We start from the raw sequence: 12,822 nt of genomic DNA, 5'->3' as shown, positions 1-12,822 counted from the left end.
AAGACCATCAGAATCACATTACGATTCTTGTGTCGATTTTTGTGTCGATTGAATATCCATCTGGGAAACAATCCAAATTAATCATAAAGAGGTATTATTTCAGCAGATTAATTCATATAAACTATTTCAGCCTAAATCTATATAACATATATATTTAAACAAAAAAAAAGCTTCTGGATGACCAGAAGCTTTGCGTGCCACAGGTTGGAATCGAACCAACGACATACGGATTTTCAGTCCGGCGCTCTACCAACTGAGCTACTGCGGCGTTGATGTTTTATATATTATACAAAACGATGATTTGCGTCAATAGGTCAAAAGGCTATTTTTAAATATTTTTAAAAATATTTTGTAATTTTTTACAAAAATAACAAATATTAATATTATTTTAAATAATTCATTTGAAAAAATCACAGACCACCATTACAATTAATGAATATGAAGTGGTTATTGATTTCTGATTCGACAGACAGTTTTGATGAGCTTGGTTCAGTGCTTAGAGAGTGTGACGAGGATTTTGTATTCTTAAATCCTGGCTACAGCATTGAAAATTTACAGAAATTAAAAAGTGATTACAAAGAGATTGCTGCCTGCTTTATTTACAAAGGCGGCAATAAAGATTTAAGCGGCGAACAGGCATTTATTGTGGGAACTGTTGCCGGTAATCTATGCGCAGAAAAGGTTGAAGTCTATACAGATTCTGATTTTGTTTATAATAATTCAATTTACAAAGACGAATTTGTAAAGAAAGTAAAGGATGCGGCTGAAGTTGCAAAATATACAAAAACTCATTTTGAAGATTTTGCACAGAAGACTAAAAAGCGTATTGCAATCAACAAACTGCTTGACCGCGGTATTCCTTTTACAGCAGACTGCTGCGCAACTTATATTGCAAAGGACAAGGAAGAAATTTTTGAAGACTTTATTGCGGCAGGAATTGACGTTAATGCCCGCGATGATCTTGGAACTCCTCTTTTGAACATTGCAATCCGTAATGACAATGAACCTTTTGCAGAGCGTCTCATTAATCTTGGCGCAGACATTAACGCATCTTCTACAGACCGCGGTTACACTGCAGTTATGGATGCTGTATGGCGAGGTAACGAAAAACTTACAGAATACCTTATCAAAAAAGGTGCCGATTTGAACACAATCAGCAAGGAAGGTCAGTCAAATCTTGTCCTTGCCGTTGGTGCAGACCGTGTAAAAATCTGTAAACTTCTTGTAGAAAACGGCAGTGACCCGGACGTAAAGGACAGCATGGGTATGAGTGCCTACCAGTACGCAACACTTTTCAAAAAAGAAAAGATTGCAGAAATACTAAAACCTTTCCATAAGGAATAATTATAAAAAAGACTTCTGAGTAATCAGAAGTCTTTTTTATTTATACAGTATTACCTGGTAACTTACACAGTGTTAGCTGGTAAGTTACGGACTCTTACATGGAGACTTTTACAGTGTTGCCCGGCACTTTTATTTTAAATTTTTCTCCTGTCAAATTATAACATAGAATAATAGAAACAAAAAAAATTATATTATATAATGTGTTTCCAGAGATTAAAAAAAGAGGTCCTACATGAAAAAACTTTCTGTTCTTGCTGCCGTTCTGGCAGGATTGATTGCCCTTTCTGGTTGTAATGAAAAAAAGAATTACATTCTTGCTACTGGTGGTACTTCAGGTACATACTATCCTTTTGGCGGCGCTATTGCCAACATCTGGAACACAAAAATTGAAAACATGAATGTAACTGCTCAGGCTACCGGTGCATCTGCTGAAAACCTTCGCCTTATTTCTAAAGGTGATGCTGAATTTGCAACAGTTCAGAATGACGTAATGGACTACGCATACAACGGAACTGACATGTTTGAAGGCAACAAACTTGCAAATCTTGCTTCAATTGGTACTTTGTATCCTGAAGTTGTTCAGATTGCTGCTTCTGCTGCCAGCGGAATTGATTCTATTGATGATTTGCGCGGAAAACGTGTATCTGTAGGTGATGCTGGCTCTGGTGTTGAATTCAACGCAAAACAGATTCTTGACGCTCATGGAATTTCTTTCTCTGAAATCAAAAAGAACAACCTTTCATTTAAGGAATCTGCAGAAGGTCTTCAGAACGGAACTCTGGATGCTTGTTTTGTAACTGCCGGTGTTCCTAACTCTGCTTTGCAGGAACTTGCTTTCACAGCTGGTCTTGTTCTTATTCCTGTAAGTAATGAAAAAGCAGACGCTATCTGCGCTAAATATGGTTTCTATACAAAAACTGTAATTCCTGCTGGAACTTACAAGGGAACTGATGTTGATGTTCAGGCTCTTGCAATCAAGGCAACTCTTGCTGTAAATGCAAATCTTGATGAAAACACTGTTTATGCCATGACTAAGGCTCTTTTTGAAAACCTTGATGAGCTTGGCGCTGCGCACGCAAAAGGAAAGGAAGTTACAGCAGCTTCTGCAGTAACTGGAATTTCAGTTCCATTCCATCCTGGTGCTGCAAAATACTTTAAAGAAATCGGCGTTTTGAACTAAGGGTAAATCCCTTATATGAAAAAACTTTTGTTTTTTACAGTGCCCCTTATTCTTCTGGCAGTAAATCTGCCGGTGGTAAGGGCACTGTCAATTTCAAACCGAAAGAATCATTCAGAAAGAATTTATACTGTAAAGGCTGTGAAAGACGGCTTTTCTGTAAATTACACCCATTCCGTAAACAAAGGCCGGGTACATGATTTTTACCGCATCCTTGATTCTGGGGAGCTTGAGCTTTATAAAACCCGCTTTGTTTCTTACGGAGCCGGGATTCCTGAGCCTTATGAAAGTGAGGGCGCAGAATTCTTCGTTACAGAAGATGGATATATTATAGAAAACCTGGGCAGAAAACTTCCCAGTCTTGTAATGGCAGTGGGCGTGATTGCAGAGCATTCTGTGACAGTTGGCGATACTGAATTCTTTTTGAAGGATTTTTTTGAACCTCAGACAAGCCTTGTTTTTGAAGTAAAAAGGCTTTCAATTTTAAAAATTATTTCCACAAGGAGTCCTATAGATGGATATTGAGAATTTGCTTCCGACGACCAACGAAGACGAAATGAAAAAACTTATGAAGAATCTCGACAGGGAGCAGGCTTACCGTGAACATAAGTGCTGGCGACAGTACATCACGGTTCTTATTTCCATTGTCTTCTGTGGATTCCAGCTTATAGCAACTTTAAAGGGAACAATTCCTACTCAGATTGTACGTGCCTCCCACCTGGCCTTTGTTCAGTTCCTTGCATTTTTGCTTTTCCCGGCCTCTAAAAAAATGGTAAAAAATACTCTTCCATGGTATGACATACTACTTGCCTTTATGGGGGCTGGCTGCTGGTGCTACTACATCATCAATTTTGAACAGATTGTCCGCAGAGCCGGCGCATATACACCGCTTGATATTGTAATTGGCGCTATCGGTATCATTATCCTTTTTGAAAGCTGCCGCCGAATCGTAGGTCTTCCTATTATGATTATTGCCGGCTGTTTCATCCTTTACGCTTTTATTGGAAAGTATCTTCCGGGATTTTTGAATCACCGAGGCTACAAACTTCCTCGCGTTGTAAGCCATCTTTACTACACAACAGAAGGAATTATTGGAACTCCAATCGGGGCTTGTTCTACCTTTATTTTCCTCTTTATTCTTTTTGGCGCCTTCCTGGAAAAAACAGGAATCGGTCAGTTCTTTATTGATGCCTGTAACGCAATTGCGGGCAGCGCAAGTGGTGGTCCTGCAAAAGTAGCAGTTCTTTCTTCTGCCTTGCTGGGAACTGTTTCCGGAAGTTCTGTTTCAAATACTGTAGGCTCTGGTTCATTTACAATCCCTATGATGAAAAAACTTGGCTACCGCGGAGAATTTGCAGGCGCTGTAGAAGCTGCTGCTTCAACTGGCGGTCAGCTTATGCCTCCTATCATGGGAGCCGCCGCCTTCCTTATGGCAGAAAGTGTAGGGGTACCTTACATCACAGTTGTAAAGGCTGCCATTATTCCTGCCATGCTATATTTTGCCGGAATCTTCATCATGGTTCATCTTGAAGCTCATAAACGCGGCTTAAAAGGCCTTCCAAAGAACGAAATCCCAAGATTCCTTCCTTTGTTCCTGACCCGCGGATATATGATTTTGCCTCTTCTGGTAATCATTTTCTTCCTTTGTTCTGGAAAAACAGCAACTTATTCGGCTCTTATGGGAATTCTTTCTATTATCATAATTGCAATTGTTGCTTCTTTTGTTGATGTTGCTAAAGGAACCAAACCACGCTTTACTCTGCATGACTTTATTGACGTTCTTTGCGCCGCTGCCAGAGGTATTATCAGTGTAGCAATTGCCTGTGGTATGGCTGGAATCATCATTGGTGTTGTAACACTTACAGGACTCGGACTCAAGCTTGGTGCCGGCCTTGTTGCCCTTGCTCACGGAAAGCTTTTCATCACTCTTCTTCTTACAATGATTTCTTCAATCATCCTTGGTATGGGTGCCCCAACAACTGCAAACTATCTGATTACTTCAACTATTACTGCAACTGCAATCGTTCACTGTCTTTACGGTGGCAGCGCTCCAACTCCTGAACAGCTTTTGCCTGCTCATATGTTTGCCTTCTACTTTGGTATCATCGCTGATGTTACGCCTCCTGTAGCCCTTGCGGCAATTGCGGGAGCGGCCATAGCCAAGGCCAAGCCTATGCGTACCGCGGTAAATGCTACAAAGCTTGCAATCGGAGCCTTTATCGTTCCTTATATGTTCATCTACAATCCTGCAATGCTTATGATTGGCGCTGATACTCTTTCAATTCTTAGAATTGCCCTTACTGCAATTGTTGGAATGTTTGCTTTGAGTGTTGCCCTTGAAGGCTATGCTTTTACAAAAACAGGCTTCTTTAACAATCTTAAGGTTTCAAAATCTGTAAAGAAAACAATGTCAGCTCTTGAGCGTCTTTGCTTTATGTTTGCAGGCTTACTCTGTATAGAATCTCATTCTTTTACAGACCTGGTTGGAATGCTGATGATTGTCCTTTTGATTTGCGTTCAGTTTATTCGCAGAAGAAATAGTAAAAAATAAATAATATATCAGTGAGTTTAAAAAAGAGGATTGAAAGGTTTTAGATAAGTGAGATAAGGTTTATTTCGAAGCTAATCTTGCGAGTCTTTCGACCTTTTTATTCTTCATGCGTATAAGAATATCATCGGTCTGGGCAAATTCGTTGTAAGACATTTTGTTTTTCTTTACCAGATCTACAAATTTGCCTTCAATCTTAAAAAGATACTTGTTGTACTCTTCGCTAGATACTTCTGGATTAAAGCACTGTGCCAGAGCCTTATCGATTGATTCACATACAAGTTTTTCTTTTGTCATAGACTGCCCCCTTTTATATAATATCTTTTTGTTATACTAATAACCGCATGTTATAATAAATTATATCTTAAGATTTGTAAATATTAAATTTAAGATATTTCTTAAATTTTTCCTATTTTTTTATTATAATATGGTACTTTAGATTTTCAAAAATAAAATGTAATATATATTGTATGAAATTGAATAAAAATCTTGTGGCTTTTACTGGCGGCGGAACCGGCGGACATATTTACCCGGGGCTTGCTGTTGCCGATGAAATAAAAAAAATTGCGGAAAATAATCAAAAAGAGCTTTCTATAATCTGGCTTGGCTGTTCTAAGGGAATGGACAAAAAAATTGTGCAGTCAGCTGTAGGAGAGGGCGGAAAGCCTTCTGTAGAAAAGTTTTACGGCATTCCTTCGGGCAAACTGCGCCGTTATTTTTCACTTAAAAACTTTTCTGATTTATTCAGGATTTTTGCGGGCTTTGTTTCGGCATATTTTATTCTTAAAAAGAACCGTCCCTGCGTGCTTTTTTCTAAGGGTGGATTTGTAAGCGTGCCTCCTTGCATTGCAGCGCGTCTCCTGCACATTCCGGTTTATACTCACGAATGTGATTTTACTCTGGGTCTTGCCAACAGAATAAACTTCAAATCTGCAAAAAAGATGTTTGTTTCTTATGAAGAGACCAAAAACAGACTTTCTGATGCTGATAAAGAGCGGGTAATCGTAAGCGGAAACCCTGTTCGCCCGGTATTTTATAAAGCTGATGGCCTGCAGGGCAGGCGATTTTTAGGCATCCAGTCAAGCGCTAAGCCTCTTCTTCTGGTTTTGGGAGGCTCTTCCGGAGCCCGCCAGATAAATAATCTTGTATTTGACAATTTGGACTGGCTTTGCGAACGCTTTACCGTGGTTCATCAGACAGGTCTTTTGAATAATGACCAGAACCGGGAAGGGGAGCTTAAAGAAAAATACGGCGACTCTTACAAGCCTTATCAGTTTATCTATCAGGAAATGCCTGATGTGGTAGCGGCAGCGGACGTAGTTCTTTCCCGCGCCGGCGCCAATTCAATCTGGGAAGCGGCCGTTTTATATAAGCCGATGCTCTTGATTCCTTTGTGCGGAAGTGGAACCCGTGGTGACCAGGTAGACAACGCAAAATTCTTTGAAGAAAATCATTCTGCCCTTGTTTTGATTGGAGATGACGCGACTTCTGAAAATATGAAGACAGAACTTACAAAAATGCTGGATCAGTCTGTCCGCCAGGGTTTTGAAGAAGAATTGAAAAAACTTTGCGGAAAGCAAAAGCCTGCGCAGAAAATTGCCGAAATTATATATGAGGAAACAAAATGACATTTGTGCCGGTTGATTATTTTTTCTGCATTTTGATTGTGATTTTCGGGCTTGTTGCCTTCTGTAAGGGCTTTCTGGCTGAAGTTTTTGGAAAAGCTGCCTGGGTACTTGGAATTATAGCTGGCGCCTTCTTCTATAAAAAAGTTGCTGCGGCTCTTCTTACAAAAATCAACAGTCCTATTGCCTGCAATATCCTTGGTTTTTTAATTGTTTTTGTTACGGTTTTTCTTCTTGTAAAAATCTGCGAAATGATTTTACAGAAAATCTTCCAGGTTACACTATTAAAAAGCCTTGACCGAGGCCTTGGACTTTTGTTCGGCCTTGCAGAAGGTTTTGCAATCGTATGCCTTATTATTTTTGTGCTTAGAAATCAACCCTTTGTGGATATTGGAAATCTTCTTAACGATAGTTTCTTTGCCCATCTTATGGGAGAAGTCCTTGCATCGCCACTTCTTCAAAAAAATGGAGGAGCAGTATAATGTACGAAAATCTTGTAAATCAGAGTGTTTCAAAAGATTTAATTTCTGATATTAAAAATAACCGCCTGCCGGGTGCTGTTCTCTTTTCAGGCTCGGAAGCCAGCGGAAAGTTAACTGCCGCTTTGGAAACAGCCAGAATCCTTTCCTGTCATGCAAGCGGAAACCGCCGTTTTGACTGTACATGTCCTTCCTGCCTGCAGCACAAGGCTCTTACCTGTACAAATATCCTATTACTGGGACCACGTGACTGCTTCCTTGAGATTTCTGCTTCTAAAAAGACCTTTTTAAATGCTGTCAACTCAAATGCGACCTTTTTGAATGCGGCCCGCTATCTTTTTTTGAGAAGTATCCGTAAGCTAACACTCCGCTTCAGCGATATTTTGTGGCAGGGTGATAAAAACCTTAATAAAATTGGCGCTGTAATTCAGGATATTAACGAAAATCTTGAAAAACTGGACTTCCCGCGAGAGCTTCCAGACTTTGAAGAGCTTGAAAAAATCTGCGACGGGCTTGAAAAGAAGTCCCTGGATCTGGAAACAGACTATCTTTACGATTCAATTCCGGTAAGTCAGATTCGCAATATGGAAGCCTGGGCTCATATCAAGAGTGAAGAGGGCAAAAAGACAATTATCATAGAAAATGCAGACAGAATGCAGTCCAGTGTTCGTAACGCCCTCTTGAAAATTCTTGAAGAGCCGCCTGCTGACGTTGTTTTTATTCTTTTAACTTCAAAACGCAATGCAATCATGCAGACAATTCTTTCACGCGTAAGAACATACAACTTTAAAGACCGCAGCGTTACAGAGCAGAAAGACGTAATTACCCGTGTTTTCCATAATGAAAGCTTTAGCGGAAGCATAAACCAGTATCTTTTGACCTTCCTTCCTGTAAAGCCGGAGGACATTAAGGGTCAGTCAGATCTTCTTTTTGATTCTGTTGCGAACCGTCAGCTTCCTTCTATTGCTGAAATTGTAAAGAAATGCGGAAACTTTAACCCCCGCGTAGAGTTAAAAATCTTTTTGGAAAACATTATGCTGCGTCAGCGTCCGATGAAAAACACTCCGGAAGGGGCAGAAGCAGCCTTTGAAACTACAAAATTACTAAGAAATACCTGGGATAACATCACTCTTTATAATCAGACTCCGCAGGGGGCGCTGGAAATTCTTCTTCGTGACCTTGCGGCATTAAATGCAAGAGGCGGAAATATTTTCAAATGCGCGGTTATGTAAAACGAGTTACTCAAAAAATTGATAAGTTCTCTAAGGAACAGCTTGCGTCGCTTTTGGGCGATATGGCAAGTGAAATTGAAAATTATGATTCTATTATGGAATCTCTTTCGGCTGGAATCATAATTGTAGATAAAGATTACAGACTTTTGCAGTCTAACAGGGTATCAGAAAATCAGCTGAACTTTTCAGCCCACCTGGATGACACAAATCCCGGCACAGTACCTTTATGGGAGCTTATAGATGACGCAGATATTGCAGATTTTATCAAAAACTGCGCTCAAAAGGGTACAACCAACTCTTCAGAAGACTTTTCTGTGGTAAATGAAGCCGGAAACGTGCGTTTTTTGAACATTCAGATAAATCCTCTGGTTAAAAACTGTGATTTATGCGGCCGGGTAATCCTTATTCGTGACGTGACGGACAAAAAAAATCAGGATGTGCTTGCCCACCGCATGGAAAACATGGCAAACCTCACAAACCTTGCTGCCGGAATGGCCCACGACATTAAAAATCCGCTTGGGGCAATTTCCATTCACATTCAGCTGGTGCAGAAGGCACTGGAAAAGGCCAGGGCTAATAATGATGTATTGCCTGCCAAAAAGTTTGTAGAAGACCACATTGACGTTGTAAACGAAGAAATTGAGCATTTGAACCGTCTTGTGATGGACTTTTTGTTTGCCGTGCGCCCTGTAAATGCCACTTTGCAGTTAAAAGACCCGGCAGTTCTGATAAAAAACATTGCAGACTTTTTTAAGGCAGAGTTCAACCGCTTTAATGTCGGCGTAGAAGTTGTTTCTAATTCCAGCCAGCGAATTATGGTTGATGAAAAACTTCTGCGTGAAGTAATAATGAACCTTTCTCAGAATGCTCTTGCGGCAATAAAATCAAAATTCCCTGAATGCAATATTGAGCGAAAATCTGATGATGATTCAGCCTTTAAGGGACTTTTTAAGATTGAATGCAATACAAACGGCATAAAATACGTAATTAAAATCAGTGATAACGGAATCGGAATGGATTCCCAGACTGTAAGCCGTATTTTTGAGCCATACTTTACTACCAAGGCAAACGGAACCGGACTTGGAATGACAATGGTTTACAAAATCGTAAAGGAATTTTCAGGCGAGATTCAGGTGGAATCCAAAGAAGGAAGGGGAACTGTCTTTACCCTTACATTCCCGCTGCCACAGGACAACACAAAACTTTTGAAATAAAAGGCCGGCGGCTCTGACCGGTCGCCTTACAGGTAAGTAAAGCTAAAAAATTGCTGCATCGCAATTTTTTTTAACGCTTTGCTATAAAACACCGGCGGCTCTGACCGGCCGCCTTACACAGGAGGCAACATGTTTACTATTCTTACAATAGATGATGAAGAAAATATCCGTAACGGACTTGCCGATAATTTTGAGCTTGAAGGCTACGAGGTAAAAAAAGCTGCCAGCGGAAAGGAAGGTCTTGCCCTTATTGCCAAAGGCGGAATTGACCTTGTAATTACTGACCTTCGCATGGACGGCATCAGCGGTGAAGAAGTTGTTCGCCGTGTTACGACAGAAAATCCTGGAATCCCCATTATCGTTTTGACGGGGCACGGAAGCATTGAAGATGCAACCAAGGCAATAAAATCAGGTGCTTATGATTTTTTGACAAAGCCGCTTGATCTTGACCACTTAAATCTGATTGTAAAAAATGCCCTTCGCGGTAAAGAGCTTGCCAACCAGAACAAGGAACTTTTGGCGCGGCTGAATAAGGCTGACAGTCCTGATGAGATGATTGGAAAATCGTCGGAGCTGAACCACGTAAGAACCATGATACAGAAAGCGGCGCCTGCCAAAGCCAGCGTCCTGATTACAGGTGAAAGCGGTGTCGGTAAGGAGCTTGTGGCTCATGCAATTCACAATCAGTCGCCGCGTAAAGACAAACCTTTTATTTCGGTACACTGTGCAGCCCTCAGTGAGACACTTTTGGAGAGCGAACTTTTTGGTCACGAAAAGGGCGCTTACACAGGGGCAGATTCCATGAGTAAGGGACGCTTTGAACTTGCAGACGGCGGAACCTTGTTCCTGGATGAAATCGGCGAAATCAATCAGGCGACTCAGGTTAAGCTTTTGCGGGCCTTGCAGGAGAAGAAATTTGAACGGGTAGGCGGCACTGAAACTATCAGCGTGGATGTGCGGGTTGTTGCTGCGACTAACCGCAATCTTGAAGAAGAAGTTAAAAACGGAAAATTCCGAGAAGATTTGTATTACCGCCTCAACGTTGTGCGAATTGAAATGCCAAGTCTTCGCGAGCGCAAGGATGACATACCTCTTTTGATGCATTCTTTTTTGCGTGAGTTCAACATTGAAAACGAAAAGAACATTAAGGGCTTTGACAACCGGGCTAAGGCCGCAATGCTCAAATACAGCTGGCCTGGAAATATCCGCGAGCTCAAAAACTGCGTAGAAAGCGCCGTTGTTATGTGCACCGGAGATGAAATTAAAATTGATGATTTGCCTGCCAGCGTGCGCGAAAAGAGCGATGAAAAGGTAATTACAATTCCAATCGGCATGCCGATGGAAGAAGCCGAGCTTATAATTATTAAAGAAAATCTTGCCTTTAATGACGGAAATAAGAGTAAAACGGCAGATATTTTAGGCATCGGCCGTAAGACCTTACACCGAAAATTAGGAGAAACCGAAGACGAAGAATAAAATCGAAAGATAGTAAGTGTATAAAATATTATGCTGTATTATATATTAGACTTGAATAATATATAATACAGTATTTTTTTTGCCTGAAAGTACTAATGGGTAGTGTGTATAAAAATTAATACAGCCTGTAAGTATGTAATTTTGTATAAAGTAGACAGTTTTAAAGTCTTGTATAGTGGTTTTAATTTATTTATGCATAAAAATTGCATAAATATGCATAAAAAAGTTTTTAGACACGGATAGCACGGATACACACGGATTTTCACGGATATAAAATATATATAATATCCGTGTCCCATCCGTGCTCATCTGCGTTCATCCGTGTCAAAAAAAAAGACGACAGCCTAAGCTATCGTCTTCATTATCGGAATTATTTTTCTATTCCTTAGATTTCAGTGCCGCTTGGAATTACTGCGCCCTTACGGATAACGATAATTCCGTCTGCGCTGTAGAAGCTGCCGTGGTCGCCGTCTTCATATTTCTTCTTTGAAACGCCGATTTTGCAGTTATCACCGATTCTTGCGTTCTTATCGATGATTGTGCGGGCAATCTTACAGTTCTTTCCGATTCCTGTAAGAGGGGTTTTTGCCTTTTTGTATGCTGCGCAGTCTTCTCTTGTGTCGTAGTAGTCGGCACCCATCATGATTACGCCGTCCAGCTCACAGCCTTCATTGATTATAGAACGAACACCAATTACGCTGTTTTTAAGGGTACTGTTAGAAATAATACATCCTTCTGAAGTCAAAGTGTGGTCAATTTCGGCCTTGTTGATTTTTGAAGGAGGAAGATTACGTGGGTGAGTATAAATTGGCTTTACTTCACTGTAGAAGTTGAAGCGTGGCTGGTCAGATGTAAGCTCGATGTTTGCATCATAGAAGCTGCGGATAGTTCCGATGTCTTCCCAGTAGCCGTCGAAGGTGTAAGAACAGATCTTTTTCTTGCCGATTGCAAGAGGAATGATTTCCTTACCAAAGTCTGTGTAGCGCTCGTTTTCGCCGCCCAGCATGTCTTCCATTGTCTGAGCATCAAAAATGTAGATACCCATAGAAGCAAGGTATTCTTTTTCTTCAGGGAGACCTGGATCACGGGCTTCTTTTGGAATCTTCCATGCGTCAATGTTCAAATCTGCCTTTGGTTTTTCCATGAATTCCTTGATATTGTTTTCGTTATCAATCTTCATGATACCAAAGCCTGTTGCATCCTGACGGTTTACGGCAGTTGCGGCAATAGTGATGTTTGCGCCAGATTTGATGTGGGCATTCATAAATGCCTTTAAGTCCATCTTGTAAAGCTGGTCACCGGAAAGGATTATGTAATGAGTTGGCTTCTGTGTCTTAAAGTGGATGAAGTTTTTGCGAACGGCGTCTGCAGTTCCTTCATACCAGCCTGAATGTTCAAGAGTCTGCTCAGCGGCAAGAATCTCTACGAAACCGTTAGAAAAGCGGTCAAAATTGTAGGAATTTGAAATGTGTAAGTGCAGCGAGGCTGAATTGAACTGGGTAAGAAGGTAAATCTTCTTATAGCCTGAGTTAATACAGTTAGAAATTGGAATATCTACAATTCGGTATTTTCCGCCAAAAGAAACGGCAGGTTTAGAGCGTTCCTTTGTGAGAGGGTAAAGACGGGTTCCTTTTCCTCCTCCCAAAATTATAGCCAGCACGCGTGGCTCTTCGTAAGTTTCAGCCATAGAAGTCTCCTTAAAATGTTTACGTTTTTATTATTTGTTA

At 40.7% G+C, this 12,822-nt stretch carries 11 protein-coding genes and 1 tRNA gene; 9 read left to right on the top strand and 3 right to left on the bottom strand.

Annotated elements, in window-relative coordinates; all coding sequences use genetic code 11:
- Nucleotides 1–195: 195 nt before the first annotated feature.
- Nucleotides 196–268, bottom strand: a tRNA-Phe gene (locus T530_RS0102555).
- Nucleotides 269–438: 170 nt separating this feature from the next.
- On the opposite strand from T530_RS0102555, the gene T530_RS14575 reads away from it, so the two are divergent.
- The 4 genes from T530_RS14575 (at nt 439) to T530_RS0102535 (ending at nt 5,072) form a co-directional block, all read left to right on the top strand.
- Entirely contained in the window at nt 439–1,344 is a 906-nt protein-coding gene (locus T530_RS14575; protein WP_197018227.1) for an ankyrin repeat domain-containing protein, read from the top strand.
- A 232-nt stretch (nt 1,345–1,576) separates the two neighbouring features.
- The gene (locus T530_RS0102545; RefSeq protein WP_027727665.1) at nt 1,577–2,524 is read left to right on the top strand and encodes a TAXI family TRAP transporter solute-binding subunit; all 948 of its coding nucleotides are present in this window, start codon (nt 1,577–1,579) and stop codon (nt 2,522–2,524) included.
- Nucleotides 2,525–2,539: 15 nt separating this feature from the next.
- Nucleotides 2,540–3,046 carry a DUF1850 domain-containing protein gene (locus T530_RS0102540; protein ID WP_038073297.1) on the top strand — a complete coding sequence of 169 codons (507 nt, stop codon included), beginning with the start codon at nt 2,540–2,542 and terminating at the stop codon, nt 3,044–3,046.
- A complete protein-coding gene (locus tag T530_RS0102535) occupies nt 3,036–5,072 on the top strand; it encodes a TRAP transporter permease (protein WP_027727663.1) in 2,037 nt (678 codons plus the stop codon). The genes T530_RS0102540 and T530_RS0102535 overlap by 11 nt, the downstream gene beginning before the upstream one ends.
- 60 nt (nt 5,073–5,132) lie before the next feature.
- Here T530_RS0102535 and T530_RS0102530 read toward each other — a convergent pair whose 3' ends face one another.
- A complete protein-coding gene (locus tag T530_RS0102530; RefSeq protein WP_027727662.1) occupies nt 5,133–5,366 on the bottom strand; it encodes a hypothetical protein in 234 nt (77 codons plus the stop codon).
- A 173-nt stretch (nt 5,367–5,539) separates the two neighbouring features.
- On the opposite strand from T530_RS0102530, the gene T530_RS0102525 reads away from it, so the two are divergent.
- From T530_RS0102525 to T530_RS0102505, 5 genes are all read left to right on the top strand, one after another.
- Entirely contained in the window at nt 5,540–6,697 is a 1,158-nt protein-coding gene (locus tag T530_RS0102525) for a glycosyltransferase (RefSeq protein ID WP_027727661.1), read from the top strand.
- Nucleotides 6,694–7,176: a CvpA family protein gene (locus T530_RS0102520; RefSeq protein WP_027727660.1), complete on the top strand. Its 483-nt coding sequence runs from the start codon at nt 6,694–6,696 to the stop codon at nt 7,174–7,176. Before T530_RS0102525 ends, T530_RS0102520 begins: the two co-directional genes overlap by 4 nt.
- Nucleotides 7,176–8,405, top strand: a complete 1,230-nt coding sequence (locus T530_RS0102515) for a hypothetical protein (protein WP_027727659.1) — start codon at nt 7,176–7,178, stop codon at nt 8,403–8,405. Before T530_RS0102520 ends, T530_RS0102515 begins: the two co-directional genes overlap by 1 nt.
- Nucleotides 8,390–9,619, top strand: a complete 1,230-nt coding sequence (locus tag T530_RS0102510) for a nitrogen regulation protein NR(II) (protein ID WP_027727658.1) — start codon at nt 8,390–8,392, stop codon at nt 9,617–9,619. Before T530_RS0102515 ends, T530_RS0102510 begins: the two co-directional genes overlap by 16 nt.
- A 129-nt stretch (nt 9,620–9,748) precedes the next feature.
- Nucleotides 9,749–11,095 (top strand): sigma-54 dependent transcriptional regulator, encoded by a 1,347-nt coding sequence (locus T530_RS0102505; RefSeq protein ID WP_027727657.1) that lies wholly within the window; start codon nt 9,749–9,751, stop codon nt 11,093–11,095.
- Nucleotides 11,096–11,480: 385 nt separating this feature from the next.
- Here T530_RS0102505 and T530_RS0102500 read toward each other — a convergent pair whose 3' ends face one another.
- Nucleotides 11,481–12,782 carry a glucose-1-phosphate adenylyltransferase gene (locus T530_RS0102500; RefSeq protein ID WP_027727656.1) on the bottom strand — a complete coding sequence of 434 codons (1,302 nt, stop codon included), beginning with the start codon at nt 12,780–12,782 and terminating at the stop codon, nt 11,481–11,483.
- Nucleotides 12,783–12,822: the final 40 nt, after the last annotated feature.

Origin of the sequence: Treponema sp. C6A8 (assembly GCF_000619925.1) — a bacterium.
In the GTDB taxonomy this organism is placed as follows: domain Bacteria; phylum Spirochaetota; class Spirochaetia; order Treponematales; family Treponemataceae; genus Treponema_D.
The sequence above is the reverse complement of the archived record's forward strand: the minus strand, read 5'-3'. Positions and strand labels throughout refer to the sequence as shown.